Below are 26,180 nucleotides of genomic sequence, written 5' to 3' on the forward strand. Positions count from 1 at the left end.
ATTGACCTCATTTCAATGCTAATATAAAAATAAAGAAGAGTATTATGAGCATTTCCAAAAAGGCCGAAATTTAAAGTTGATAATGTTAATAAGTAAAAAGCGAAGGAGTATTGACCAATGGGAATATTAGATGGTTTTATCGGAAATGTATCTGAAATAGAAGCAGAAGCAGTTGGAAAAGAACTCGAAATGATCGTAACGGATAACGAGAGAGTCGAAAAGGCCTATAAGCTGGTAAGAGATTTATTGGTGTTCACCAATTTAAGAATGATCCTAATTGATAAACAGGGGATGACTGGTAAAAAGGTCGAATATCATTCAATCCCATATAAAAGCATTACACACTTCAGCTGTGAAACAGCAGGGACCTTCGACCTAGATGCAGAACTAAAAATTTGGATTTCCGGATGGGAAGAACCCATTCTCAAGCAATTCAAAAAGGACAAAAGCATCTTCGACGTCCAAAAAACCCTAGCAACCTATGTAGCAAAGTAACGCATTAAAGCATTGGGGGTCTGTCCCCCAATGCTTTAATGCGTTAAACTGAGGCTCTTATTTGACTGCGGTTGTATGTTATTTTATGATAGCAATAGAACTGATAAAGGAGGTAGCTTTATGTCAAGAAAGCCCCGCGAGTGGTACCCGGGAACGGCTTGTCATATTACAGCCCGCGGTAATAGGCATGCCGAGATTTTCCATGAAGAGGAAGATTACATTAAATATCTTGAAATCCTCGAAGATGTCCGCGAAAAGTATCCATTTACGTTACATTCCTACTGTTTGATGACTAATCATCTCCATCTCCAGCTTGAAACACCGGAAAACTACATCCCAGAAATAATCCAAAAAATCCACACGATTTACGCTATTTACCTTAATAAAAAACTAGATACAGATGGACATGTTTTCCAAGGTCGATACGGCTCCAAGATCATTATATCTCAAAGATATTTTTTAATTGTAAACCGCTATATCCATCGCAATCCGCTTGAAGCGAAAATGGTTCAAAAAGCAGAAGATTACCCATGGAGCAGCTACTCAGCATACTTGGGCCTCACAGAAAATCCCCTCATCGATCCAACAAAAACCCTGTCATTTTTTTCTTCCCCAACATACCAAACTTACCGTGAATTTGTAGAAAAGGAAGAGTCTGATGAGGAGGAGGAAATCCTGTGAACTCATTTGTTTCAAGCGTCGGACTTAAAGGGCTTGAAGGGTACCGTATTCAAGTTGAGGTCCATGCACAACTTGGTCTGGAATCGATCACAATCGTTGGCTTACCAGATGCCTCGGTAAGAGAATCGAAAAGGCGTGTTGCTGCTGCTCTCTATTCAGCAGGATACTCGATAAACGGTCAAAAAATCATGATTAATCTATCACCATCAGAGCTTAGAAAAAATGGCCCACAATTTGACCTTCCCATTGCAATTGGGATACTAAAGGCATTAAACCTTTTAACTATTCAAGATCTTGATCAAATCGGATTTATTGGTGCACTTTCGCTTGACGGGAACATCCAGCCCACTGTAGGTATGCTCCCTGCGATATTGGCAGCAAAAAAATTAGATTTCAAAGTATTATATATTCCATATGATGAAACACTGCCAACCCTTCACTTTGAAAAAATAAATATCATATATGTATCCTCTTTAATAGAAGTTATTCAGCATCTATTAGGAGCACCAATAGAAACAGAACATACATCCAAAATAGAGCGAAAACATCCCATGCCTTCCTCGTCACGATTTTTTTTTCAACAAATTATCGGACATGCGTACCCAAAATACGCAATGGAAGTTGCTGCGGCAGGCGAACATCATATGCTTATGACTGGGCCCCCTGGGTGCGGAAAAAGTATGCTAGCAGAAAGCTTCCCGTCTATTCTTCCGCCATTAAGTAGGGATGCCCAACTTGAAATGATTAGTTTATACCAATTAGCTGGGGCGTCAATCATTGACCATGAAAACCCTCCGTTTCGAAATCCACATCATTCTGCATCTGGAATTTCGATCATCGGTGGAGGACAGATTCCGAAACCAGGTGAAATTTCTTTAGCCCATCGAGGCGTGTTGTTTCTGGACGAAATTGCTGAATTTACAAGGAAAACACTTGAAATGCTTCGGCAGCCAATAGAATGTGGGAATGTAACTATAGCCCGAGCCCGTTCAACATTATCTTTTCCAGCCGCATTTATTCTTATTGGAGCAATGAATCCTTGTCCATGTGGTTATAGTGGTGCAAACACACACTATTGTGTTTGTACAAATAAAGAAGTTGTAGCTTATCAAAACAAATTATCTGGCCCAATCAGGGACCGTTTTGATATTTACATCAATTTAAAAGCGATTGATATGAGGAAGGCAATCCTCCAAAAACAGGAGAATTCTGAACAGGTTCAAAAAAGAGTTATTGAGGCTAGGGAACGCCAATATCATCGTTATGGAATGGAAATGACGAACAGTAAAGTACCTTTTGAAACTCTTATTAAAGATCAACCATTAACCCAAGGACAACTCCAAAATCTTCAAGAATTGTCGTTAAAGCGCAACTGGAGAAATCGAGTTCAAATAAAATTTATCCGTCTAGCACGAACTATTGCCGATCTTGATAAAATCGACAAGATCACCGATACACACCTATATGAAGCAATAAAACTACGAGCAGCTTCCAATATAGATATTAGGTAAAAATATAATGCCGCAACAGAGCACGCTGCCGCGGCATTTTCTTTGCTTGATTGAAAAAAACTTATCCATCCAAATCACTATGACCGATTAAAGCCCTTGGCAACAATCCCCGCGGTGATAGTCCCCCATCCCGGTAATGGGGTGAAGTCGAATAGTGTACATTTGGAAAGTCTTTACTTAGGAAGCTTATATTCCCTCTATTATAAAGGTGTGGAGAATATGGTCCCCATTCCTCACCAAGTCCATTACCATTATTCATTGGATTCGTCCAATCTATCATGCTTTTAATACTCCTCTCATAATAATTTAAATTCCGAACTAACCCTTTTTTAAATAGTTTAAATTATCAGATATAAAATGTATGTGAGTTTAATCATAGAAAAAATAAAAAGATTTTGAATTTTTGTGACAATTCATTGTCACTTTACCGTACTACCGCGATGGGGGACTGTCCCCCATCACGTTAAAGTGTTAAATAAATAAAAAGACCGCTTCTCATTTTTCAATGAGTGCGGTCGTAAAAGGAGAGGTGTAGTAGTAGATTCAGCACATTTTCATTTAAAACACATTTTGCTAGTGGATTTCAATCCGTTTATGCTCAGTTCCAGTTAACTGCCGTTTTGGACAGTTGAGGGTAAGCACACCATTGGTGAAGGTAGCCTCGATTTTGTTTTCATCAATGTCTTCAACAAAGAACCGACGCACAAACTCGCCATAGTGTCTCTCTTGACGGATGAAGTTTTCCTTTTCATCAGTGCTGTTCGTTTCACGTTTTGCAGAAATCGTTAAATAATTGTGTTCATAATCAATGTTGATCGCTTCCTTTTCGAAGCCAGGCATTTCTGCCTCAATGACATAATGATCTCCAGAATCTTTAATGTCAGTACGGAATTGATGGATGTCACCGCGGACAGATGCAAGGAAATGATCACCGAAGAAATCGTTGAAAGAATCCCACATCTCACCAAATTCACGATTTCGTCTTCGTAATGATCGATTGGTCATTCTTGATTCCTCCTTTCCTATGCAATTGTCATATCTTACACTTTTATTCTACTCCTAACAAAAAACGACTTCAAACAATAACTATTAGAAAAAAAACATTGCTGACAGTGGCTATCACTTGATAACTACAAGCTTAGACCAAGAATTTAGGTGTGAACTGGACAGTCTGCTGCCGAATAGTTCGCCTTTAATAACATTTCCAATTCCTCAAATGGAAGCGGCTTGCTAAACAAATACCCTTGTCCAATATCACAGTGATTTTCTTTTAAAAATAGAGCTTGTTCTTCTGTTTCAATTCCTTCAGCGACAACGTCCATATTTAGGTTTACACCAAGATCAATAATCGATTTAACAAGAGGCTCCTTCGTCGTGCCAATATCATCAGTAAACGATTTATCAATTTTTAATTTGTCTAAAGGCATATGCTTTAAAATACTTAATGAGGAAAATCCTGTGCCAAAATCGTCAATGGCAATTTTAATCCCAAGCATTTTTATTTCCTTAATAATTGGCTTCGTAGTCTCAATGTTATGCATTATACTTTCAGTTAGTTCAAGCTCTAAATAATTTGGCTTGAGCCCAGTCTTTTCAAGGATTCGCTTTAGTTTTTTAACAAAATCTTTATCATAGAACTGCCGCGTTGACACATTGACGGAAACAGTTAGTGGTCCACAGCCGAGATCCTGCAGTCTTTTAGTCTGTTCACAAGCTTCACACAGAACCCATTCCCCAAGGGCAACGATTAAATCTGATTTCTCAGCAGATGGGATAAAATCTGATGGTGGAATGAACCCTTTTAGCGGATGCTGCCAGCGAACCAAAGCTTCCATTCCCGATATTTTTCCTGTTTGCAAATGATAAAGTGGCTGATAGTGAAGGATAAAATCCTTATTCTTTAGGGCCTTTTTTAACTCATTTTCTGTCTCAATTTTATACTTACTAATTTCATCTTTTTTATCATAAAAGTAAAACGTATTCTTGCCGTTTTCCTTGGCAATATGCATCGCATAATATGCTTGATTAATAAGATGCTTCCTATCTATATGCAACGATGGAAAATCACTAATACCAATGCTAATAGAGGTATAAACTTCTATCCCTTTAATCAAAAAAGGATCTTGAAACAAATTTAGTAATTCGAGGCAAAAGAATTCAATCTGATCCTTCGTTACATCATTCAGAATAATAGTAAACTCATCGCCAACCTCTCTGCACAATAACCCGTTATTAGGAATAATCGATTGAATTCTACCAACGGCTTTAGTCATTAACATATCGCCAAATTGATGTCCATAAGATTCATTGATGTGTTTGAACCTGGTCAAAGTTTAAAAGTAAGAATGCAAAGAAATCATTTGTACTTTTTTTGCTAGCCATATCAGTTAAATAGTTCTCAAGAAAGATATTATTTGGAATACCCGTTAAAACGTCATAAAAAGTTAATTTATTGATTTTCTCCTCTGATAGCTTGCGATGTGTTACATCGATTTTTACACCAAAAAATGAAGTTAACCTTCCATTCTGATCGAAAGAAGGAATGGCTCTGTCTTCAATCCAGCGAATCTCTCCATCGCATGGTCGAATAATTCTATATTTACATGTAACCTTTCTTCCTGAAATGAGAAGGGCATCGTTTTTTTCTGTAATAACTCTATCGTCCGGATGAATAAGTTCCTTCCATAATTGCGGGTTCTTTCTAAATTCCTCATGAGAAATACCATAAATATTCATGGCACTTGGTGAGTAGACGGTCTCGTTGGTGATAAGATTTGCATTCCAAACTACAATATTGACCTCATTAATTAAGTTTTCAAGCGAACCATTCCGATTTTTTAACTCTGTCTGTTCCCTAATAAAACCGGTAATGTCAAAAATAATTCCGTAGAAAAGCTCAATATTCATTTCCGTTTTTTTGAAGGAAGATGAGTGTCCTCGAATCCAGCGAATTTCACCATTTTGTTTAATGACACGAAATTCGTGCTCATTACTCATACCTGATTGTAATTTGTCCGCTACAAGGTCGAAAATATATTGATCCTCTGGATGGATGATTTCCTTAAGAAGGTTCGGGTTTTTCTCAAAATCCGCTCTTGGAATCCCCAAAAGCGATTCAGCGCCCTTAGAAAGAAAAATGTTTCCAGATATCATATCTACTGACCAAAAAGCTATATCTAACAAATCCAATACGTCTTTATAATATGTATTATCCTGAAAAAAAGATTCCTTACTCACAAACAAAATCCTCCTATAATGAACACCTAAACATAACATTCCCAAATAAAATTAAGATATTACCTATAGAAATCCGCAAAAAAGGTTTACCGCTTTAAAGCATCGAGGGACTGTCCCCCACTCTACTAAAGTGTTTTGATCATTTGGATGAAGGGTTTAACGAATTTAGGGTCAAATTGTTTACCGGTACACCTTTGCAGTTCGTCAATGGCTTCTTCAAAAGTTTTAATTCTTTGGTACGGTCTTTCTGAGGTCATCGCATCAAATGAGTCAAGGATGCACAAAATCCTGGCTAATTTTGGAATGTTCTCTCCCTTTAAACCGTAAGGGTAGCCAAGACCATCAAACCGTTCGTGGTGGAGCTCAACTAAAGGCAAAACCTCAGCCCAACTTTTATTGGTGGAAATGATATCTTTCCCAAAGACAACATGGTCTTTAACTATGTCCCATTCTGAGGACTCAAGTTTTCCCTTTTTTAATAACAAATATTTGGGTACTTCCAGCTTGCCTATATCATGGACTAATGCACCCAACACAAGAATATTTCGCTCATGTTCAGCTAGCTTAAGCATTTGTGCAAAATCAAAAGCATACTGACACACACGTTTGCTATGTCGATATGTATGAACATCCTTTGACAGAAACAGAGACAATTGCTGCTCCGCTTTTTCCAGCTCTTCATCAATAACAAATTGAGTTCTCGCTAACTTTTCCTGGAAAATTTGGACCATATTTTTCCCCTGTGCCTTGGAACGATACATCGCTTGATCTGCTTTATGTAATAACTCTGAACTGTTATAGGTCCCTTGTTCCAGCTCTGCAATACCAGCTGAAAAAGATAAACAGCCATATGGGAGTGCTTCGACTCCTTCAATATATGTATTATTAACGCTTCTTCGAACCTGGTTTACATAGAAAAAAGCTCCCTGACTTTTAGTGTTCGGCATTAGAATGACGAACTCCTCACCACCATAACGAGCAGTAATGAATTGCTTAGAGGAAGCATAAGATTCAATCAATGTGCCAAACGTTTTTAAAAGAACATCCCCTTGGATATGCCCATATAAATCATTATATTTTTTAAAATCATCAAGATCGAGGAGTGCTAAACTTAATGGTTGATTCATCTGTTTCGCCAATTCTATTTCCTTCTCTAGAATCTCTTTGAAACTACCGTGATTGTTTAGGCCTGTTAAAAAATCTATTCTAGCTTTGCTAGTGGCACTTTGAAAAAGTTGGAAACTATGGCTGAAAGCAAAGGAAACAAGCAAAGAAATACAGATAAACAGAAATAATCCAAAAACACCTTCATGCTCGATTAAAATCCCAAGGACAATGGAAAGTAAAAGTGTAAAAGAATAGCTAATCAAAAACGATTTGTTTTTAAAAAATTCATTCTTAATGCTAAGTTTATCTTCTTCTTTTGATAAAAATAAATAAATACTTGAAAGGAACATGTTTGTGAAAAAATAGCTACTTAAAGATAGTACATACGGCATTAAATTGGAGGAGGTGATTCCTCCGATGTCTCCTCCAAAGAGAATAAAAATAAAATAAGCAACAATGAGCATTAATGTATAGGTCGCAAAATTAAAAACATGCTTCCACCATTCAGTTTCTCTTTTCCATATTCCGTAAATGATATAGTGAAAAAGCAAAATATGTAGTGTAAACATAGGACCGTTTAAAAATAGTGTGGATAAGTAAATAGCTGAATCCATCGAAATTGTTTTTTCATAAGGTGCAATTGTAATGGTAAAGTGACTCAAGAGCAAAATAGCTCCAAGTATAGCATACGTGAGAAAAGAATTAAACGCATTCAAAAAATGGAAAGGTTCCATTAACAAAAAAGCCAAAATTCCAATTAACGAGACAAGGACTGTATAGGTTCTAGTAATATCCAATCTTATGTCCACAGTAATCACTCACTATTATAGAAGTATTGAGAAAGGCCTGACGGTAGAAAGGCATGATACTTAAACCTTTTAGTTAAGTCTGAACGCATCCTCATAACTTCTATTATAGACGTTTTAACAATGTTAAAAATGTTGTGTTTTTGACAGGATTAAGTCAGAATTTCCGAATATATATGAAAACATATAATTGCGATTAATAAGGCTCTCCAAAAATAGGAGAGCCGGTTCAAATATAACACTATTACTAGTGCTTACTAATCAAATATGCACTTACAAATTCGCTCCAAAGCTTATGCCCCAGATCATTGGGCTGAGATTGATCTGGAGTTAAGTATTCTTTAATATCTTCAGTATTAGGATCTGGCCACATACTCCAATGGTCCAAGTAAACCAGATGGTTTTCCTCTGCGTATTGTTTTAATGATGCAATTTGTACTGGATAATATTTAGCATTATAAATTGGATTAGCCGGCATTAAAATGACATCAATAGCAGGAGAAACTTGCTTAATGTTTTCTAATGTTGTCGTTAAGTTTGCAAGAGTAGTATCAATAGAAATATATCCATTATTTTTTAAAATAAATGGCTCAAATAATAGTAAGTCCGCATGTAAATCTGCAAGTTCAAATTGTTTGTTTTCTGCAATAAAAACATCTGAGGTGCCATTATACTCTCTAATTTCAACGGTGAGGTTTTCTTTCCCATATGCTTCAAGTAATTTTGCTTTAGTTGCTTGAGCCCACCCAGTTTCGCCTCCTAATACATCGGAACCAGCTATGACAATTTTGAACGGTCTTTGTTCTTTAATGGCTTTTTTAAGATTTTCAACGCTTGTATCAGGCCAATTTTCTGTAAGCGGAAGGAGATGGTCAATCGTCTCCTGCTGGACAATAGCCTGGTTCGATAGACCATTACTAAGTTCTGCTGCTTGGAGTACAGTTGTTTTTTCATTCCACCAAAAATGACTAAAACCAATAAACGCAATACAGATAATTCCATATAGCATAGTTAAAATAGTTTTCAATCAATCTACCTCCACCATTGTCTATGTAAAACTTAAAAATATTTCTTCGGAAAATGGAATAAAATCATAAATTTACCAATTTCAATTATGACAAATACTGCATTTAATAGCAATTACATTTATTCATACTAGTCCGAGAAAAAGGAGACGTATAAAATAAAAAACAGCGTCTAAAATGTGCATAGACACTGTTTCAAATCATTACTCAATTTCTCCATTCCAATCGTTCATGCCGCCCTGGACATTAACGAGCTTCGTAAACCCAAAATCTCTCAGCTTCTCTGCGGCCTGCATACTACGGTTCCCGCTTCGACAAATTATAACCACTTCTGAGTCTTTCGGGAAATTAGCACTTTCTTCACTTAAAGTACTCAGAGGAAGATTTATAATTCCCGGAATATGTCCTGCGGCATATTCATCCGGCTCACGGACATCAATGTACACGCCCTGATTATCGCCACTTTCAAGCTTTTTAGCCAGTTCATCAGTTGAAATATTGCTAATTTCAGCGGAACTATCCATAAATTGAAAACCTATAAAACCAATAAATAATAACACAATCAACCCAACTAATAATTTTTTCATCATCTGCAAATCCACTCCATCATGTAAATTCAGTCTTTTATAGCCATTGTATAAACTCTATCTCAATTTAGCCATGTAAATATTCCTACACTTTTACGTAGGAAGGGTAATGTTTCAGAATAAATTCACCAAATTCTAGTGCCAAGCACTCATTCCTCCTCGGACATTTGTTACGTTTTTAAAACCAGCCTTCTTTAATAGCGAGCTAGCCTTATTGCTTCGCATTCCACTCTGACAAATGACAACCACCTCTTTGTCAGACGATAACTGGTGTGTGCTTTGAGCTAAATGGTGCAGTGGAATATTCTTAAACTGGCGAATGTGGTTTCCTTTGTATTCACCAGGGGTACGGACATCGATAAATTGAACATCTTTATTTTGCAAGTAGTCTTTTAATTGAGCAGTAGTTATTTGTTTCACGCCTTTTGTCGGCATTAATCTAAGAATTAACAAGATGATAAAAACTCCCATAATAGCGTAATTGACTAAATCCATTGTTGATTCTTCCTCCTTAAAATGCGGATTCTTTTATAAATACACAAACCCCTATAGGTATTAATGGTGGAAAATAAAAAGGAGTATCTCCTTTTTTACACAAGCATGTCAAAGCGGATCGCGTGTTAACGGCTTTTTACAAGTAACTCGACTGCTTCTTTCACTAATTCTTCTGCATCCTGCCCCTGCGTTTCGGCATCTTTTACACATTTTATTAGATTAGAGCTGACGACTACACCAATCGTGCGGTCAATCGCTGTTCTTGCAGCTGAGAGCTGAGTGATGACTTCTTTACAATCCTTATCTTCTTCCATCATTCTCAAAATTCCGCGTAATTGACCTTCGATCCGTTTTACACGGTTTTTAATTTTATCATTATAATCCATATTTTTTCCTCCTTACATAGAATGTATCATGGTGTTAAAAAATAGAACTAGATTTATATTATACCCTAAAGGGTATAGTGTCAATCGAGTTTTTTAAAAAATTAAACTGACTATAAAGTTTATATATATAGTAAAATTATCGCCGCGTTGGTAGGTAAATAATTATATGAATGCCGAACTTACCGTTTTGGTAAATAGTGGGGAGTTCTCTAGTTAAAAATGAATGCTCTAAAAACGACCCAATCATATTTACTCTCCGCCTAAATATACATAGTACAAGGTGATGCGATGTGAGAAGACGGAATAAACCACTCTTATTAATAGCGATTACGATGGCTGTAATTGGAATTGCAGTGGCCAGTTTAATGGGGACAATGAAAAGCGAGCCGGAAAAACTTGTTGAGCAGTTTTTTGAGTTTGAACAAGAAGGTGATTTTGGGAGTTCTTGGGAATTATTTCATTCACAAATGAAGCAGCGCTTTAATAAAGATCAATACATTCAGGGGCGAGCACATGTATTTATGCAGGATCTGGATACGAAAACTTTTACCTTTGAGTTGGGCGATACAAAAGAACACGATGAATGGAAAGCACAATCGGACAGCCCAACATTGAAAAACGTACAAGAGGTCATTGTGTATCAAACGTTCCAAACGAAATTCGGGAAATTTACGATTGAGCACCCATGTTATGTTGTTCAAGAGAAAGGGGAGTGGCGGATGCTTTGGGATTATAATTTAGATTAGGCAGCAAACATGTAATTCGTTATGTGACGTCCAACCTAGAATACCACTCAACGATATCGTAACCAATCAAAAAAACCATCGAACCTCATTAAAGTGGGCCGATGGCTTCTTTTTTATTATTGCTGATCAGCTTTTGTTAATTCCAAATGATTCTTCATAATATCTTGGACTCTTTGTTTTTCTTGATCAGGAACTTGTAGATAATAGATTCCATCAATCATTGTTCCTTTACCAGAAATGGTTACGTGCTCAATATTCTGACTGGCACTCTTGTAATTCTTTTGAATTTCAACCATTTCACTAAAGGTTAAGTTAGTTTTAACATTGCTGCCTAATGCCTCGAAAATAGAACCGAAATTTGTGATGGAGTTTAAGCTTGCGCCTTTACGAATCACTCCTTGGATAACAAGACGCTGACGCTGCTGCCGGCGAAAATCTCCATTTGGATCCTGTTTACGCATTTGAATATAATCTAGTGCATTTGAGCCGTCCAATGTTATTTCACCGACTGGGAAATGAGAACCACCGTACGTAAAATCAAGGTTGTTATTAACTGTAACACCGCCAACTGCTTCAACAATTTCTTGGAAACCTTCCATATTAATTTTCATATAGTAATCAATTGGAATATCAAGGAAGTTTTCGACTGAGTCCATCGACATTTCTGGTCCGCCAAATGCATACGCATGATTGATTTTATCCACAGTCCCGTGTCCAACAATTTCCGTCCGAGTATCACGAGGAATACTCAGCATTTTGACTGAGTTTTGATTTGGATTAACCGTTAAAACAATCATAGTATCTGAACGTCCACGGTCACCTTTCCGCTCATCAACACCAAGCATTAATACGGAGAATGGTTGTTTCTTCTCAAGTGTAACTTCCTCCACTCGCTTATCCGATTTTCGGTCGATTGGTTCATGGATATCATTTAAAGCGGATGAAAGTGACCGGTAGAATATAAATCCATAGATTGCAATTCCAATAAATAAAACTAAAGCGACGATAGTCGTCACTTTAAGCCATAAAGGCTTGCGAGTCTTCGAACGTGCCATGTTTTAAGAAACCTCCAAATGAATTGACAATTATTTTCTATTTCATACAATACCAAAAAAAAATACGGTTGAATACAGGGAATTCTTTTAGCAAAGGTTTTATCCTCAAATTTTGACAAAAAATATGCTACTATTTATTTGGCGTTAAATGTATTCAGTCTGTTTCATCTATTGTTTATTTATTTTTTGAAAATATTTGGTGTTATCGGGGGATGACAAATGGAAAAATCAAAATGGTATAAAACAGCCATTGGAAAAGCGGAGCGGAACAAACAAAGTTTGAATTATAGTACGATGAGAAAATATAAAATAAATTTCTTGCCAAAAATGATTGAGAGAGTAGAAGGCTTTTCACACGAAAACTGCAAAAAATGTGAAGAAAATAAGCAGAGTATTGATCAGTTACTTGGTACCACAGAAGACATGATAAAAGGAAAGCCAGTCGATTTGAAAAAATTTAAAGCTGATTTGAAAAAAGTTTTGACACATTTAAAGAAGGACCATGGTTTAGTAGAAGAAAGGCAATATATCAATCAATGGCTTGTTCTAGGATTAATTTTCGGGTTAGCGTTTATGTTCGTACATATTTACTCTGTATCGTTCGGTTTAATAATAGGAATAGGTCTTGGGGCAATGCTTGATGCAAATGCTAAAAAGAATGGCAAGCAGCTTTAATTGAGCAAAATAATAAGAGAACATCGAATGAATGAATTGTTAGCCGACTACATGGGAACTCATCATTTGCACGATGTTCTCTTTTAAAGTTTCTACGATAACTTTTTAAATTGCCAGTAGGAATATAGATAAGGTGCGACGATGACTACTGCAAGTACGGCGATGATGATTGTCTGTTTTAATACTCCTGACAAAAAGGTTGATAATAAGAGAATGATTCCGCATCCAAAGAATAGCTTTCCACCAAAACGATGCGTTTTTTTCCATACCTCATCATTACTGAGAGTCCATGGTGTCCGAAGTCCAAGGAAAAAGTTTGAACGAATCCGTTGCATTACATTGCCCAACACGATAAAAATCACGCCGATGATGACGGTTCCGAGGGCGGACATAGGAATATCATAGCCTAAGCCATAAAGTATCATTAGTACATTCAATGCAAAGAAAATACCTAACAGTGCATTATAGATCAATTGATAACTACTAGAGAAGTATTTGTAATTCTTTTTTCGTGGATCAATTTTAGGCAAAAAGGCAATTGAAACATATATAAGCACCATAATAGCTACCTGAGTGAGCATGGCATTTAGTTTTGAAGAGTATCCATCAACTTCTCCATTGAAATTCCAATGAACGGGGAGCTCGCTCGGAAGCTTCGAGTAAGTAATAATCCAAATTAATATTGTTAAGGCAATAATGGAAATGGGAATGATGTGTTTCTTCATTTATATTTATCCTCCTTTTTATCCTGATGTGAAGGTTTTGTAAAATGAAAGACCCAGTTAAGTAAATCCTGAAACACGGTTGTATTTAATGAATAGATAATGTATTGTCCATTTTTTTCATCCTGGATTAACTCAGCATGCTTTAAGATTTTTAAATGCTGGGAAATACTCGGCTTTGACATTTGAAAGTGATCTGATATTTCACCAGCAGTTAGATCCTTTTCCTTCAACAAATCAAGAATTTGCCGTCGGGTTGGATCTGATAAAGCTTTAAAGGTAGAATTCAACTGACCCGTCTCCTTTCGCTAATAAGTATTTAGTTATTTAACTAAATATTAAACTATTTTGTGTTTAGATTCAACTGCCGTTGCTTTAATGGAAAAAAGGAATTAATTAGGGTATTTATCAATATTTTCATTGACGGACTCACTAACTTTTACTACGCTTATAGGTGGAAAGGGTTTATGGCACTAACAATCTCTTTATTGAGGAGTGGTTCATGTGAATTTTCGCGCCCTTGCATCAGACTTCCAGACTTCTTTTTCACAAGAAGCTGATCATTATTTCTTTTCTCCTGGTCGTATAAACTTATTAGGAGAGCATACTGAATACAATGGTGGTCATATATTACCTTGTGCCATTACACTCGGAACATATGGCGCTGTAAGCAAGCGGACTGATCGATTAGTTCGTTTGTATTCGAAAAATTTTTCAGAGCAAGGCATGATACAATTCACACTGGATGACCTGGATTTTTTACCAAGCCATGGTTGGGTAAATTATCCGAAAAGAATTCTATCCATTTTGCAGCAAGAGGGCCATAAAATAAATGAAGGATTTGATCTGCTTGTTTCCGGGAATATACCGCAGCGTGCAGGAGTCTCTTCTTCGGCATCATTACTGATGCTAGTAGGAGAAATCGCTAATAAATTATCTCAGTTGCACATCCCTCGGTTGGAACTCATTAATGCAGGGAGAGCCGCTGAGCAAGAAATAAATGGCGCAATAAATGGAATAATGGATCCATTCATAGTAGCAAAAGGAAAAATGAACCATGCAATCCTCTTGGATTGCCACACATTAGCCTTCGATTATATCCCATTAAAATTAGAACATTATAAAATTATCTTAATGAATACAAACAAGCCTAGTGAGCAGGCAGCTTCTATCTATAACCAACGACGAGACGAATGTGAGCATGCACTTCGTCATTTGCAAGGTGCGATAAATATATTGTCACTTAGCGATTTAAATTTAGAGCAATTCGAAAACTCTAAGCACTTAATTCCTACTGATATACTAAAGAAGAGGGTCCAACACGTGGTCTCTGAAAATGCACGGACATTATTGGCGATTAAGGAGATAAAACGAGGGAATCTTCCTGCGTTTGGAAGCTTGTTAAATCAATCACACATTTCATTACGGAATCACTATGAAGTTACAGGTGTGGAGTTGGATACACTTGTTGAAGCATCCTGGCGGCAACCTGGAGTACTTGGAGCTAAAATGACGGGTATCGGAATGGGAGGCAGTGCCATTGCCCTTGTCGAGACTAGCGAGGTCGACCAATTTATGGAGCACGTTAATGATGCTTATCGAATGAGACTGGGCTATGATGTTGATTTCTATGTCACATCAATTGGTGATGGAGTAAGAGAAGTGAATCTAGAGACTTAAAATAACTATATATGGTAAACCCCTCTTAATAATAAGAATGAGGGGTTTTTTCAATTTTCTAAATTCACGGCCATTAATGCGAGACCCATTTCGTTTACCCCTTCGATCGATTTTTCACTTACAGAAAATCGATTGAAACGCAAATTAGCCATAGGCATTGGCATGATTGATTTTATCCTCTTTCCCTGACCTCCATTTAGAACAAAATTTTCCCAATCTGTTTAAATGAATATCCTGTTTGTATAATGTAGCAATATGTCGGGAGCTCGAGAATAGAAATGAATACATCCTGTAAAAGTGATTTTTTACAATAGGGAGTTGGAATTTTCGTAGATAAAAGAAATACTAGGTTGTATAAATTCTTGTCTTATGAAATAATTTTTGATATAAAAAGGAAAAAAATGATAATGAAAATATTTTTTTGAAGTATATTTGATAATTGCAAATGGAGGGTAAAAAGTGAAAAGAGTGCGAAAAGCGATTATTCCAGCAGCTGGTCTCGGTACGAGGTTTTTACCAGCTACAAAAGCAATGCCAAAAGAGATGCTGCCAATTGTTGATAAACCAACCATTCAGTACATTGTAGAAGAAGCAATTGAATCAGGAATTGAAGATATAATAATTGTTACCTGGAAAAGGGAAGAGAGCCATTGAGGATCATTTTGACAATGCTTTTGAATTAGAACAGAACTTATTGGATAAGGGAAAATTAGAATTATTAGAAGCGGTACAAGAAACTTCTAAAATGGTAGATATTCACTATATAAGACAAAAAGAGCCAAGAGGATTAGGTCATGCGGTGTGGTGTGCCCGAAACTTTATTGGAGATGAGCCATTTGCTGTTCTTTTAGGTGATGATATTGTTCAAGCTGAAACACCTTGTTTAAAACAACTAATGGATGAATACAATCGAACACATTCCTCTATTATTGGTGTAAAAAGAGTTCCGGAAGATGAAACGAATCGGTATGGAATAATAAATCCAATTGAACAAATGGGACGTTCCTTCCAAGTGCGGAATTTTGTAGAAAAGCCTGCGTTAGGGACTGCACCATCTGACCTGGCGATTATTGGGAGATACGTGTTTTCACCAGAAATCTTTATGTTTTTAGATAATCAGGAGGTAGGGGCTGGTGGAGAAATTCAGCTCACAGATGCGATTGAAAAGTTAAATAAAATACAACGTGTATTTGCATATGAATTTGAAGGCAACCGGTATGATGTAGGTGAGAAACTAGGCTTTATTGAAACAACAATTGAATTTGCTTTAGAAAAGGAAGAACTGCGTGAAGATTTGTTGAGATTTATGGAAAAAAAACTACGCGAAAATCAATAATAAAACCAATAAAAAGCCTATACTCCTGTTAATTAACCGAGTATAGGCTTTTTATTGAATTGCATGCAGAAATCAATTAAAACCAATATTTCTACTATATGAAAAATCTTTGTAAAATGGTAAATTACTTTCAATCACCAAAATCATTAGTTTTTTCCTCTTTGTATCCAAAGTGATATAGAATAATATCGACAATTCTTTTCGATGCTTGGCCATCTCCATATGGATTAGAGGCTTTCGCCATTTTATTGTGAATATTTATATTCGACAGTAGTTCATCAGCGAGCCTGAAAATAGTTTCTTCATCTGTTCCAGCAAGCTTTAATGTTCCAGCTTCAACTCCCTCTGGACGTTCAGTAGTATCCCTTAATACTAAGACGGGAACGCCTAAGGAGGGTGCTTCTTCTTGTACACCACCAGAATCAGTTAATATCAAGTATGCTCTTGAAGCGAAGTTATGGAAATCAATAACATCTAACGGTTCAATAAGGTGAATGCGGTCGTTTTTACCAAGTATTCTATTAGCAATCTCACGTACAACAGGATTCATATGTACAGGATAAACTACCTGGATATCATTGTGTTTTTCAGTCAAACGTTTTATCGCATTAAACATGTTCTCCATTGGTTTCCCCGTGTTTTCTCGACGATGAGCAGTCAATAATACTAATCGATCATCTCCAACTTTCTCTAAAATCGGATGTGAATAATTGAGTTTGACTGTGGTTTGTAAAGCATCTATTGCAGTATTTCCAGTAATGAATATAAAGTCGCCATTTTTATTTTCCGATACTAGATTTTCCTTAGATTGACTAGTTGGTGCAAAATGAAGGTCAGCTAGTACACCGGTTAATTGCCGATTCATTTCTTCTGGATAAGGGGAATATTTATTCCTTGTCCGAAGACCAGCTTCAACATGTCCTATTTTTGTGGAATTATAAAATGCAGCCAGACTTGCTACAAACGTAGTTGAAGTATCCCCATGTACTAATACAATATCAGGTTTTTCTTCCTGAATTACCTTATTTAGACCTTCTAAACATTTAGTAGTGACGTCGATAAGAGTTTGTCTATCCTTCATGACATTTAAATCGTAATTAGGTACTATGTCAAAAATATTCAAGACTTGATCTAGCATTTCACGATGTTGTGCTGTAACTGTTACGATGGACTCAATTTGTTTATGATGTTTTTCTAATTCTTTCACAAGTGGTGCCATTTTTATAGCCTCTGGTCTCGTTCCAAATACCGTCATTACCTTTATTTTACTACTCATCCTATCCTCCAAATTTTAAGAAAAATTTTTGTGTTTACAAACCATTTTAATAAATTACTTAATGATTATCTGATAGTTCTTGAATATTGTATATAACCAAACCAACATAAGCAAGAAGATAAAAGGATCCTATTTTAATTACCTATTATACCTTATGGTGTTTTGATTGACACCCATTTGGAAATATTAAAAGAGATAACAAAGAGTAATAAAACATATTCAGCTTTTATTTAAGTTCACTTAGTTTAAGTTTTTTGGGAGGGAGTCCCACTTGAAAAAATATTAATTGTGAGGAAAATAGGTTGAAAGGACAGAAAAATGAACCTAATAATTAAACAAATGCTATTATCCTTATTAATAACTATTATTCAGGTATGTTTGATTATTTTTAGTGTTGAATGGATGTATCGTGGAAGCATCTTTGATTCCATAACTTGGCTTAAGGAATTCCCAAAACAATTTTGGTATAACTTTATCATCCTTTTTTTATTTTTCTATTCCTTACAGTTATTCAAAAGGAAACTATGGGTTTTCTTTTCATTTTTATTTACAATTCCTTTATTTCTTTTGGCAATTGCATGTAATTTAAAACAAGAAATAAGAGGAGAGCCTGTGTTACCTTCTGATCTAATTCTTGGAGCAGAAGCTTTTAATATGCTAGATTTCTTTTCGGAAAATTTATTGATGGTGTTGTCTATAGTCTTTTTAGTGGTTGCAGCATTAATTGTATATATAATATACAGGGTACCTAATCAAAAGAGTCTGAATAAAATTCCGATATTTGTATCTGCCTTAATTTTTATCATCTTTGTGTTTATTTTTAATAATGAGACCAAAAATACTAATACGTTTCTTAAGGAGAAACTAAACGTAGAATATTTTCCATGGGACCAAAAAATGACATATCAGCACGATGGTGTTGTTGCCAGTTTTATAATTAATTTAAAATGGCTGTCGATAGAAATGCCTAAAGGTTATTCAAAAAAAACACTTGAAAAAATAATAGAAGATGTAACCGTTTTAAAAGAAGGAAATGAAAAGGAAAAACCTAATATTATCGTGTTAATGAGTGAAGCTTTTTGGGATCCAGTTCGTCTTGAAAATGTACAATTTAATAAAGATCCTATCCCATTTTTTCGTCAATTACAGGAAGTTCAAAGCTCTGGGTATTTGAATGTTCCTGTTTTTGGTGGATCAACAGTTAATACGGAGATGGAATTCTTGACGAGTATTTCCATGCAGCTTTTACCTGCTGGTTCTATTGCATATTTACAATATGTAAAAAAACCGATACCTTCGATACCATTTATTTTGAAAAAATATGGTTATGATACAACTGCAATTCATACATGGCACCATTGGTTTTATAATAGATCACAAGTATACAAACTCTTTGGGTTTGATAATTTTATTAGTCTAGAGTTTATGGACAATGTAATTGATGGTAATCCTTATATACATGATCAAACTTTAACTGATCAGATTTTGAAAAAATTAAATAATAATAATGAAAAACCAAATTTTATTTTTGCTGTTTCTACTCAAAACCATGGGCCGTATAGTACAGATGAGAAAAAACCATTTGCTAACATAGAGGTAGACCTATTAAATTCTAAAAAGGGATTTTCTAAAGAGTCGGAAAACATCCTTGAAGTGTATTCTGATAATTTAACTGAAGTCGACAAGCAACTAAAAAGACTTATAACGGAAATTGATAGTATGCAAAAGAAAACGATTGTTGTCTTTTTTGGCGATCATTTACCTTTACTTGGAGAAGACTATCAGGTTTACCGAGAATCAGGGTATTTTCAAAATGATAATACATACCAAGATTACATAAATATGTATTCTACTCCATACATTATTTGGGACAATTTTTCTGGTAAAAAAAATAATAATAATATTGGAACAATACTACTAGGGCCTATTTTATTGGATAGAGCTGGAATAGAAGGTAATAATCTTACAAATTATCTAATTTCAAAATTTAATAATGGTACATTAAAAAATGTCCCTAGAAGTGATTTTTTGAAGAAAGAAAAAATGGATTTACAAGTTTTTAATGATTTGAACCTATTACAATACGATGTGTTATTTGGTGAAATGTATGGAGTTAATAAAGAAACATTAAATTCTAACAAAAATTTTAGGTTGGGACATGCAAATCCAAAGATAAGACAGGCTTCTATTGAAAAAACTGCGCAGGGTGAATCCTTGATAATTAAGGGTGAATACTTTACAAAATTTTCGAATGTGTATGTAAATGGGGATAAATTTGAGAAGGACATGGTCACTGATTCAGAAATACATGTCCCTTATTCTGCCGAAAATGGAGGGGAAATAAAGATATTAATAAAAATTGTTGATTCAAATGGTTCTATTTTGTTAAAGAGTAATGAGTATGTTATAAAATAAAATTGCCCTATCTATCAGATTATGGCGACTGATCGATAATCTGGATCCAAATCTAACATAGTAAATAAAAATGGCTTAAGATTAGCGCTTAACTATTATACTGTAGACAATTCGATTAATTTCGAGTTTGTCTACAGTTTTTTTGTTTAGTAACAAATATGAGATTATAGCTAGCTTTTCAAAACACAAGAGATCAATTTGAGTGAAAGAACCAATACTTTTGGAGTGCTGATATGGTCCTAAGCTATTTTTAAAAATAAAAATTAGTAATATAATAATAGTTTTCTAATTGGTTTTTTATGCTAGACTAATAGTATTATTACTTGAAAATTGTCGAGTTAAGTTAGTATTTGTTTTTTTATATATAAATAATATATAAGGAGTAGTATAAATGAAAGGAAATCTAGTTCTAGTAGGAATGCTATTAATGGGATCCACGGTTCTTTCACAAGAAAGTGTTGCTTATGCAATTGAAGGTTCCCAAATAGGAAGTGTTGAAGAAGACTTTAATTATTATTTCATTTATTATGGTGGTGGAGAACAGGAAATCGTAATTAATGAAAATGCAAAATTAATTTTAACTGGGTGGACTGATGAATCAAAATCATCTTTAAATGGTAAATTGGAAATACAAAAAGATTCGACAATTCAAATTGAAAATATAACCTTAGAGGTTAACAATGAACTAAATGAATTAGCTATATCTGAAACTGAAAGTATAAAATATAGATTAGCTTTATCAGATTCATTTAAAGTATTAGAAGTTAAACCGCTAGAATTAAATGAGCAAGTATCAGTTGTTGCGGAAAACGAAAACGGAACTTCTATTGAAGAAATAAAGACAGTTGATGAAAATGGTACTGTGATTCAAAATGAGGGTAAAATATACTATTCAACTAATGAGAATAACCAAAAAATTGTGATTACTGAAGAAGAATATAATTCATTAAATTCTAATGTTGATTCGGTAGGAAATGTTGTATCTTCCAATGATAGTTCAATAGAAAAGGTGGAAAATTCCAGCCAAATAACAGAAGAAGTTACTTCAGTTCGAACTTTATCAATAAACCCCACCCCTATTATTAGTTACTCAACCCATGTTCAAGATTACGGTTGGTTAGGTCAGGTCTCTAATGGAGTAATGTCAGGAACGGTAGGACAAGCGAAGCGATTGGAAGCCATTAAGATTTCATTAGAAAATGCTCCATTTGCAGGAAGTATTTCTTACTCAACCCATGTACAAGGCTATGGCTGGTTAAGTGATGTATCAAATGGTGCACTATCTGGCACATCCGGAGAAAGTAAAAGATTAGAAGCGATTAAAATCAACCTAACTGGTGAAATGGCAGAACATTTCGATGTATATTACCGTGTTCACGCGGAGAGCTATGGTTGGCTAGATTGGGCTAAAAACGGCGAATCTGCTGGTACACAGGGACTATCGAAGCGCCTGGAAGCAATTGAGGTTGTATTAGTTGAAAAGGGTGGAGCAGCCCCTGGTCCAATTAATAAACCATTTATTGTTGATCCATCTGTTGTTTACTCAAGCCATGTTCAAGATTATGGTTGGCTAGCAGATGTGTCTAATGGAAAAACGTCAGGAACTGTAGGACAAGCGAAACGAATGGAAGCCGTAAAGATTTCATTAAAAAATGCTCCCTATCCAGGTGGGATTTCTTACAGAACTCATGTTCAAGATTATGGCTGGTTAAATAATGTATCCAATGGTGCATTATCAGGAACATCTGGTCAAAGTAAACGTCTAGAAGCTATCCAATTAAACTTGACTGGTGAAATGGCAGAACGTTTTGATGTATATTACCGTGTTCACGCGGAAAGCTATGGTTGGCTAGATTGGGCTAAAAATGGCGAATCTGCAGGTACACAGGGACTATCGAAGCGCCTGGAAGCATTTGAGGTTGTTTTAGTAGCAAAGGGTGGAGCAGCCCCTGGTCCTACTAATAAGCCATTTGTAGATGTTGGATTATTCATTAACTACAATATGTATAACATTACGTTGACCGATGCAGTAAATATGCAAATGAAAGTTGCACCACAGACTGATAAATATAGCGCTGCCCCTGCTTATGTAAGTAGTCAATATATCAATGTGTTTAATGGGGGCTCCATAAGTGGAAACGGTGTAAACCTTAGAACTTCTCCAACCTTGAATAGTAGCATTGATGTTAACGTTGGAAAAGGTACTTTATTTAAAATGTTGGATGATAATGTTACAGGAGATATAGTTTCGGGTAGTACAAGGTGGTATAAAATAGAATACAATGGAAAAGTTTTGTATGTGCATAGTACACTTGCAACAATATTAAGACTTGGTGAAGTAACAGCTGATTCGCTTAGTGTTAGATCAGAAAAGAGTACTGCTAGTCATATTTATGGTACAGAAAAAAAGGAGCACTATTAACTATCTTAGAAGAAAGTAATGATGGATGGTGCAGAATAAGTTACGGTAGTTGGCGTAATGCAACATCCTCAGATGTATCATATTATTTAGATCCAGTTAAATTTGTAAATGATGAGAAGCAAAGACTGCAATTTATGAATCTAACAAAATTGAGTGGAGTGTCTGCTGAGACCTTAAATATATACCTTAAAGGAAAAGGAATATTAGAAAATCAAGGTCAGGCATTTATAGATGCTGGAAAAAAGTATGGGATAAATGAAGTGTATTTAATGGCTCATACTTTGTTAGAAACTGGAAACGGAACTTCCACACTGGCTAAAGGTATAGAATATAATGGGAAAATTGTTTATAATATGTATGGCATCGGGGCGATTGATTCCAATCCAATTGGGAACGGGGCAAAAACAGCTTATGAAAAAGGTTGGTTTACTCCATATGATGCAATTGTGGGTGGTGCTGCATTTATTGACAATAGTTATTTGTCAGGTAATAACTACACTAATACAGTTCAAAATACATTATATGAAATGCGCTGGAATCCGGAATTTATGGCTACTAAAGGCACCGCTAGCCATCAGTATGCATCAGATATTGGTTGGGCATATAAACAAGTCAATACGATGTATGAAGTATATAAAATTCAACCATTTACCATATATTTAGAAATACCTAAATTTAAATAAAATAATATAAACATTTAGTTAAAAGGGCTGCCTTAAAGTTATTGATAGATAACTTTGAGGCAGCCTTTGTTTCTAATATAAATAAGCTTCATATACTCTCTCTACCAATTTATTAATGTTTATAATTTACTATTATGTTAGAATAATAGTATTAATGCATGGAAATATTAACCTTTAGGTTTTTATGTATTAAAATATATTAATAAGGAATATGATGATGAGAAGGAAATTTTTACTATTAATTTGTATGATATTAATGAGTTTTGAATTCCTTTCCAAGTTTAGCATTGCTTACGCATTGGAAAGCGCAAGTACTAGAAATCTAGAAGGTTTTAGTTATTATCTCATTCATTATAATGGTGAAGAACAAACAATAGTAGATAATGAAGATGTAACATTGATATTCACTGGTTGGGCAGATGAATCGAAATCAACTGTAAATGGTAAATTTGAAGTTCATACTGATTCTTCAAATAAAGAAGAAAAATTCATGATTGAGGTTACTAATGAATTAATCGAATTTACAGTAAACGAAAAAGAGCGTATTTATTTTAGAGTATCTATGTCTGATTCATTTAATGTTGAAGAAGTAAAGCCTCTTGAGTTAAAGGATCAAAGCACAGTAGTGGTAACAAACGAAAATGGGACTTCCGTTGAAGAAGTAAAAACAATTGATGAAAACGGAACTATGATTGAAAATCATGGCTTAACTTACTTTTCTACTGATGATGAGAATCAAAAAATAGCCATATCGAAAGAACAATACGATTCAATAAATCCAGGTTTAGATTCAACTGTAGATTTTGGCAATACAAAGGAAACTAACGATGATATTATAGGAAATATAGCTCAATTTGATCAATTAAACCAGTTAAACACACTTAGTACTCAGGTGACAAATGAGAAACCTTCTATTAATTATTCCACTCATGTACAAAACATTGGTTGGCAAAACGCTGTTTCTGATGGTGTGACATCAGGTACAGAAGGTCAAAACAAACGTTTAGAAAGCATAAAAATATCAATTGATAATGTTCAGGGTTTGGGTGTAAAATACTCTACTCATGTACAGGGCAATGGTTGGTTGAACTATGTTTCTGATGGTAATGCAAGTGGCACTACAGGTGAAGGCAAACGCTTAGAAGCGATTAAAATTGAACTAACCGGTGAAAAGGCTGAAAATTACGATATCTATTACCGTGTGCATGCACAGGATTATGGTTGGATGGATTGGAAAAGAAATGGTGAATTATCTGGAACCACTGGTGAAGCTAAACGTTTAGAAGCTATTCAAATTATGGTTAAAGAAAAAGAACTTACACCACCACCTAATGAAGATCCTATGACATTAGAACCCACTGTAACTTATAAATCACACATTCAAAATAGTGGATGGTTAGATTCAGTATCAGACGGAGAATTAAGTGGAACTGTTGACCAAGAAAAACGCTTAGAAGCAATTCAGATTTTCTTAGATAATACTCCGTATACAGGAGGGATTTCCTACAAGACTCATGTACAAGATTACGGTTGGTTGGCAGCTGTTTCTGATGGAGCAACAAGTGGTAAAACAGGCGAACAAAAACGAGTTGAGTCCATTCAAATGAATTTAACAGGAGAAATGGCAAATAGGTACGATGTTTATTATCGTGTATACCAACAATCGTTTGGTTGGTTAACCTGGTCGAAAAATGGTGAAACAGCTGGTAATGTAGGACAAGCAAAACAATTGGAAGCGATTGAAATTGTATTAATCGAAAAAGGTGGAGATGCACCTGGTTCGTCTTTTAAAGACCCTTCTGTCGCTTATTCTACTCATGTTGAGACTTACGGCTGGTTAGAATATGTGAAAAATGGTGCAATGGCTGGAACTCAAGGGCAAGCTAAACGCTTAGAAGCAATGAAAATTGAATTACAGAATACACCGTATAGCGGTGATATTATCTATACAACACATGTTCAAGATTATGGATGGCTAAATAATGTGTCGAATGGTCAAGTTTCGGGCACATCTGGGCAAGCCAAGCGATTGGAAGCTGTAAAAATAGACCTAACTGGTAACATAGCAAATTACTATGATGTTTATTATCGTGTTCATGTTCAAGGATTTGGCTGGTTGGGGTGGGCAAAAAATGGAATGAAAGCTGGCTCTGAAGGACATTCAAAGCGTTTAGAAGCAATTGAAATTAAGTTGGTTCCCAAAGGTATGGGTGAAGCAGTCAGTGAAAAAAATGCATTTAAACAACCAAATACTGTATTTATAGACCCAGGCCATGGTGGAACAGATCCAGGTGCCATTTTTGGGAGTTATCATGAAGCGGATTTGAATTTAGCTGTTGCGAAAAAAGTTCAATCCATCTTATCGGCTCGTGGCTTAATCGTTTATATGTCTCGATATGGTAATACTACTGTAGAATTGCTCAATCGTTCTATAATGGCGAATAATACTGGTGCGGATATTTTCGTCAGTATTCATACCAATTCTACAGCTTCAGGAGAAACATCTGCTTCCGGGATTGAGTCATATTATTATCAAGATCAAGGAATCGCCCCAAAAATCAATGGTGCAATGCATAATAATCCAGAAAGAATTTCTAAAAGTGTTACACTTACCAATTTGATGCAAGGAAAAATGATTGGATATACAGGTGCGGTGAATCGTGGAACTCAAGGGCAATCTTTTTCTGTTGTACGTGAAGCAGCAATGCCTGCATCTTTAATCGAGATGGGCTTTATTAACAATTCAAGCGACCGTCAAAAATTATTTACAGATGCTTATCAAAATAAATTAGCATTAGCAATCGCTGACGGAATTACTTCTTATTTTGAACTGTAATATA

Annotated in this window: 23 protein-coding genes and 1 pseudogene; 11 read left to right on the forward strand and 13 right to left on the reverse strand. The window is 35.4% G+C overall.

What is annotated here, in order from left to right; translation table 11 throughout:
• Positions 1–117: 117 nt before the first annotated feature.
• The 3 genes from RGF10_RS03125 to RGF10_RS03135 all read left to right on the forward strand — a co-directional run bounded on the left by RGF10_RS03125 (position 118) and on the right by RGF10_RS03135 (position 2,687).
• Entirely contained in the window at positions 118–495 is a 378-nt protein-coding gene (locus RGF10_RS03125) for a PH domain-containing protein (RefSeq protein ID WP_318507193.1), read from the forward strand.
• A 120-nt stretch (positions 496–615) separates the two neighbouring features.
• On the forward strand, positions 616–1,176 hold the full coding sequence (locus tag RGF10_RS03130) for a transposase (protein WP_318507195.1): 561 nt from the start codon (positions 616–618) through the stop codon (positions 1,174–1,176).
• Complete coding sequence (locus RGF10_RS03135; RefSeq protein WP_318507197.1) at positions 1,173–2,687, forward strand: YifB family Mg chelatase-like AAA ATPase; 1,515 nt, start codon at positions 1,173–1,175, stop codon at positions 2,685–2,687. Before RGF10_RS03130 ends, RGF10_RS03135 begins: the two co-directional genes overlap by 4 nt.
• Before the next feature lie 61 nt (positions 2,688–2,748).
• Here the strand turns inward: RGF10_RS03135 and RGF10_RS03140 are convergent, their stop codons facing one another.
• The 9 genes from RGF10_RS03140 to RGF10_RS03180 form a co-directional block, all read right to left on the reverse strand.
• A complete protein-coding gene (locus RGF10_RS03140) occupies positions 2,749–2,967 on the reverse strand; it encodes a hypothetical protein (protein ID WP_318507199.1) in 219 nt (72 codons plus the stop codon).
• A 293-nt stretch (positions 2,968–3,260) separates the two neighbouring features.
• Positions 3,261–3,692, reverse strand: a complete 432-nt coding sequence (locus tag RGF10_RS03145; protein WP_318507200.1) for an Hsp20/alpha crystallin family protein — start codon at positions 3,690–3,692, stop codon at positions 3,261–3,263.
• Positions 3,693–3,838: 146 nt separating this feature from the next.
• Complete coding sequence (locus RGF10_RS03150) at positions 3,839–4,960, reverse strand: putative bifunctional diguanylate cyclase/phosphodiesterase (protein ID WP_318507202.1); 1,122 nt, start codon at positions 4,958–4,960, stop codon at positions 3,839–3,841.
• Positions 4,961–4,991: 31 nt separating this feature from the next.
• Positions 4,992–5,924 carry a PAS domain-containing protein gene (locus tag RGF10_RS03155; RefSeq protein ID WP_318507203.1) on the reverse strand — a complete coding sequence of 311 codons (933 nt, stop codon included), beginning with the start codon at positions 5,922–5,924 and terminating at the stop codon, positions 4,992–4,994.
• A 125-nt stretch (positions 5,925–6,049) separates the two neighbouring features.
• Positions 6,050–7,840 (reverse strand): diguanylate cyclase, encoded by a 1,791-nt coding sequence (locus RGF10_RS03160; protein WP_318507205.1) that lies wholly within the window; start codon positions 7,838–7,840, stop codon positions 6,050–6,052.
• Positions 7,841–8,084: 244 nt separating this feature from the next.
• Positions 8,085–8,864 (reverse strand): SGNH/GDSL hydrolase family protein, encoded by a 780-nt coding sequence (locus RGF10_RS03165; protein WP_318507206.1) that lies wholly within the window; start codon positions 8,862–8,864, stop codon positions 8,085–8,087.
• A 201-nt stretch (positions 8,865–9,065) separates the two neighbouring features.
• Entirely contained in the window at positions 9,066–9,452 is a 387-nt protein-coding gene (locus tag RGF10_RS03170; RefSeq protein WP_318507207.1) for a rhodanese-like domain-containing protein, read from the reverse strand.
• Between the two features lie 132 nt (positions 9,453–9,584).
• Positions 9,585–9,944, reverse strand: coding sequence for a rhodanese-like domain-containing protein (locus RGF10_RS03175; protein WP_318507209.1), 360 nt, complete (start codon positions 9,942–9,944; stop codon positions 9,585–9,587).
• Between the two features lie 125 nt (positions 9,945–10,069).
• The gene (locus RGF10_RS03180) at positions 10,070–10,330 is read right to left on the reverse strand and encodes a metal-sensitive transcriptional regulator (RefSeq protein WP_318507211.1); all 261 of its coding nucleotides are present in this window, start codon (positions 10,328–10,330) and stop codon (positions 10,070–10,072) included.
• A gap of 290 nt (positions 10,331–10,620) precedes the next feature.
• Here RGF10_RS03180 and RGF10_RS03185 point away from each other — a divergent pair, with 290 nt between their 5' ends.
• Positions 10,621–11,076, forward strand: a complete 456-nt coding sequence (locus RGF10_RS03185) for a hypothetical protein (protein ID WP_318507214.1) — start codon at positions 10,621–10,623, stop codon at positions 11,074–11,076.
• A 116-nt stretch (positions 11,077–11,192) separates the two neighbouring features.
• On the opposite strand, the gene RGF10_RS03190 is transcribed toward RGF10_RS03185, so the two are convergent.
• The gene (locus RGF10_RS03190) at positions 11,193–12,131 is read right to left on the reverse strand and encodes an LCP family glycopolymer transferase (RefSeq protein ID WP_318507216.1); all 939 of its coding nucleotides are present in this window, start codon (positions 12,129–12,131) and stop codon (positions 11,193–11,195) included.
• A gap of 219 nt (positions 12,132–12,350) precedes the next feature.
• Here RGF10_RS03190 and RGF10_RS03195 point away from each other — a divergent pair, with 219 nt between their 5' ends.
• On the forward strand, positions 12,351–12,806 hold the full coding sequence (locus RGF10_RS03195) for a hypothetical protein (RefSeq protein ID WP_318507219.1): 456 nt from the start codon (positions 12,351–12,353) through the stop codon (positions 12,804–12,806).
• 92 nt (positions 12,807–12,898) lie between these two features.
• Here RGF10_RS03195 and RGF10_RS03200 read toward each other — a convergent pair whose 3' ends face one another.
• Both RGF10_RS03200 and RGF10_RS03205 read right to left on the reverse strand, forming a co-directional pair.
• The gene (locus RGF10_RS03200) at positions 12,899–13,531 is read right to left on the reverse strand and encodes an SdpI family protein (RefSeq protein WP_318507221.1); all 633 of its coding nucleotides are present in this window, start codon (positions 13,529–13,531) and stop codon (positions 12,899–12,901) included.
• On the reverse strand, positions 13,528–13,818 hold the full coding sequence (locus RGF10_RS03205; RefSeq protein WP_318507223.1) for an autorepressor SdpR family transcription factor: 291 nt from the start codon (positions 13,816–13,818) through the stop codon (positions 13,528–13,530). Before RGF10_RS03205 ends, RGF10_RS03200 begins: the two co-directional genes overlap by 4 nt.
• Positions 13,819–14,032: 214 nt before the next feature.
• Between RGF10_RS03205 and RGF10_RS03210 the strand changes: the two genes are divergently transcribed.
• The gene (locus tag RGF10_RS03210) at positions 14,033–15,208 is read left to right on the forward strand and encodes a galactokinase (protein ID WP_318507226.1); all 1,176 of its coding nucleotides are present in this window, start codon (positions 14,033–14,035) and stop codon (positions 15,206–15,208) included.
• Between the two features lie 459 nt (positions 15,209–15,667).
• Positions 15,668–16,544 (forward strand): annotated as a pseudogene (gene galU / locus RGF10_RS03215) (UTP--glucose-1-phosphate uridylyltransferase GalU).
• A 130-nt stretch (positions 16,545–16,674) separates the two neighbouring features.
• On the opposite strand, the gene wecB reads toward galU, so the two are convergent.
• On the reverse strand, positions 16,675–17,820 hold the full coding sequence (gene wecB / locus RGF10_RS03220; protein ID WP_318507229.1) for a non-hydrolyzing UDP-N-acetylglucosamine 2-epimerase: 1,146 nt from the start codon (positions 17,818–17,820) through the stop codon (positions 16,675–16,677).
• A 318-nt stretch (positions 17,821–18,138) separates the two neighbouring features.
• Between wecB and RGF10_RS03225 the strand changes: the two genes are divergently transcribed.
• The 4 genes from RGF10_RS03225 (at position 18,139) to RGF10_RS03240 (ending at position 26,176) form a co-directional block, all read left to right on the forward strand.
• Positions 18,139–20,235: an LTA synthase family protein gene (locus RGF10_RS03225; protein ID WP_318507231.1), complete on the forward strand. Its 2,097-nt coding sequence runs from the start codon at positions 18,139–18,141 to the stop codon at positions 20,233–20,235.
• Between the two features lie 391 nt (positions 20,236–20,626).
• Entirely contained in the window at positions 20,627–22,657 is a 2,031-nt protein-coding gene (locus tag RGF10_RS03230) for a hypothetical protein (protein ID WP_318507233.1), read from the forward strand.
• Positions 22,658–22,791: 134 nt separating this feature from the next.
• Positions 22,792–23,340, forward strand: coding sequence for an N-acetylglucosaminidase (locus RGF10_RS03235; RefSeq protein WP_318507236.1), 549 nt, complete (start codon positions 22,792–22,794; stop codon positions 23,338–23,340).
• Positions 23,341–23,596: 256 nt separating this feature from the next.
• A complete protein-coding gene (locus RGF10_RS03240) occupies positions 23,597–26,176 on the forward strand; it encodes an N-acetylmuramoyl-L-alanine amidase (RefSeq protein ID WP_318507238.1) in 2,580 nt (859 codons plus the stop codon).
• Positions 26,177–26,180 lie beyond the last annotated feature (4 nt).

Source organism: Bacillus sp. T3 (genome assembly GCF_033449965.1).
Classification (GTDB): domain Bacteria; phylum Bacillota; class Bacilli; order Bacillales; family Cytobacillaceae; genus Bacillus_BU.

What these genes read in the sequence shown, in the direction of transcription:
- RGF10_RS03145 (WP_318507200.1), bottom strand. Translation starts at nt 3,692, where the DNA reads ATGACCAATCGATCATTACGAAGACGAAATCGTGAATTTGGTGAGATG.
- RGF10_RS03230 (WP_318507233.1), top strand. Translation starts at nt 20,627, where the DNA reads ATGAAAGGAAATCTAGTTCTAGTAGGAATGCTATTAATGGGATCCACG.
- RGF10_RS03150 (WP_318507202.1), bottom strand. Translation starts at nt 4,960, where the DNA reads ATGACTAAAGCCGTTGGTAGAATTCAATCGATTATTCCTAATAACGGG.
- RGF10_RS03235 (WP_318507236.1), top strand. Translation starts at nt 22,792, where the DNA reads ATGAATCTAACAAAATTGAGTGGAGTGTCTGCTGAGACCTTAAATATA.
- RGF10_RS03130 (WP_318507195.1), top strand. Translation starts at nt 616, where the DNA reads ATGTCAAGAAAGCCCCGCGAGTGGTACCCGGGAACGGCTTGTCATATT.
- RGF10_RS03195 (WP_318507219.1), top strand. Translation starts at nt 12,351, where the DNA reads ATGGAAAAATCAAAATGGTATAAAACAGCCATTGGAAAAGCGGAGCGG.
- RGF10_RS03225 (WP_318507231.1), top strand. Translation starts at nt 18,139, where the DNA reads ATGAACCTAATAATTAAACAAATGCTATTATCCTTATTAATAACTATT.
- RGF10_RS03240 (WP_318507238.1), top strand. Translation starts at nt 23,597, where the DNA reads ATGAGTTTTGAATTCCTTTCCAAGTTTAGCATTGCTTACGCATTGGAA.
- RGF10_RS03175 (WP_318507209.1), bottom strand. Translation starts at nt 9,944, where the DNA reads ATGGATTTAGTCAATTACGCTATTATGGGAGTTTTTATCATCTTGTTA.
- RGF10_RS03180 (WP_318507211.1), bottom strand. Translation starts at nt 10,330, where the DNA reads ATGGATTATAATGATAAAATTAAAAACCGTGTAAAACGGATCGAAGGT.
- RGF10_RS03125 (WP_318507193.1), top strand. Translation starts at nt 118, where the DNA reads ATGGGAATATTAGATGGTTTTATCGGAAATGTATCTGAAATAGAAGCA.
- RGF10_RS03190 (WP_318507216.1), bottom strand. Translation starts at nt 12,131, where the DNA reads ATGGCACGTTCGAAGACTCGCAAGCCTTTATGGCTTAAAGTGACGACT.
- wecB (WP_318507229.1), bottom strand. Translation starts at nt 17,820, where the DNA reads ATGAGTAGTAAAATAAAGGTAATGACGGTATTTGGAACGAGACCAGAG.
- RGF10_RS03170 (WP_318507207.1), bottom strand. Translation starts at nt 9,452, where the DNA reads ATGATGAAAAAATTATTAGTTGGGTTGATTGTGTTATTATTTATTGGT.
- RGF10_RS03140 (WP_318507199.1), bottom strand. Translation starts at nt 2,967, where the DNA reads ATGATAGATTGGACGAATCCAATGAATAATGGTAATGGACTTGGTGAG.
- RGF10_RS03200 (WP_318507221.1), bottom strand. Translation starts at nt 13,531, where the DNA reads ATGAAGAAACACATCATTCCCATTTCCATTATTGCCTTAACAATATTA.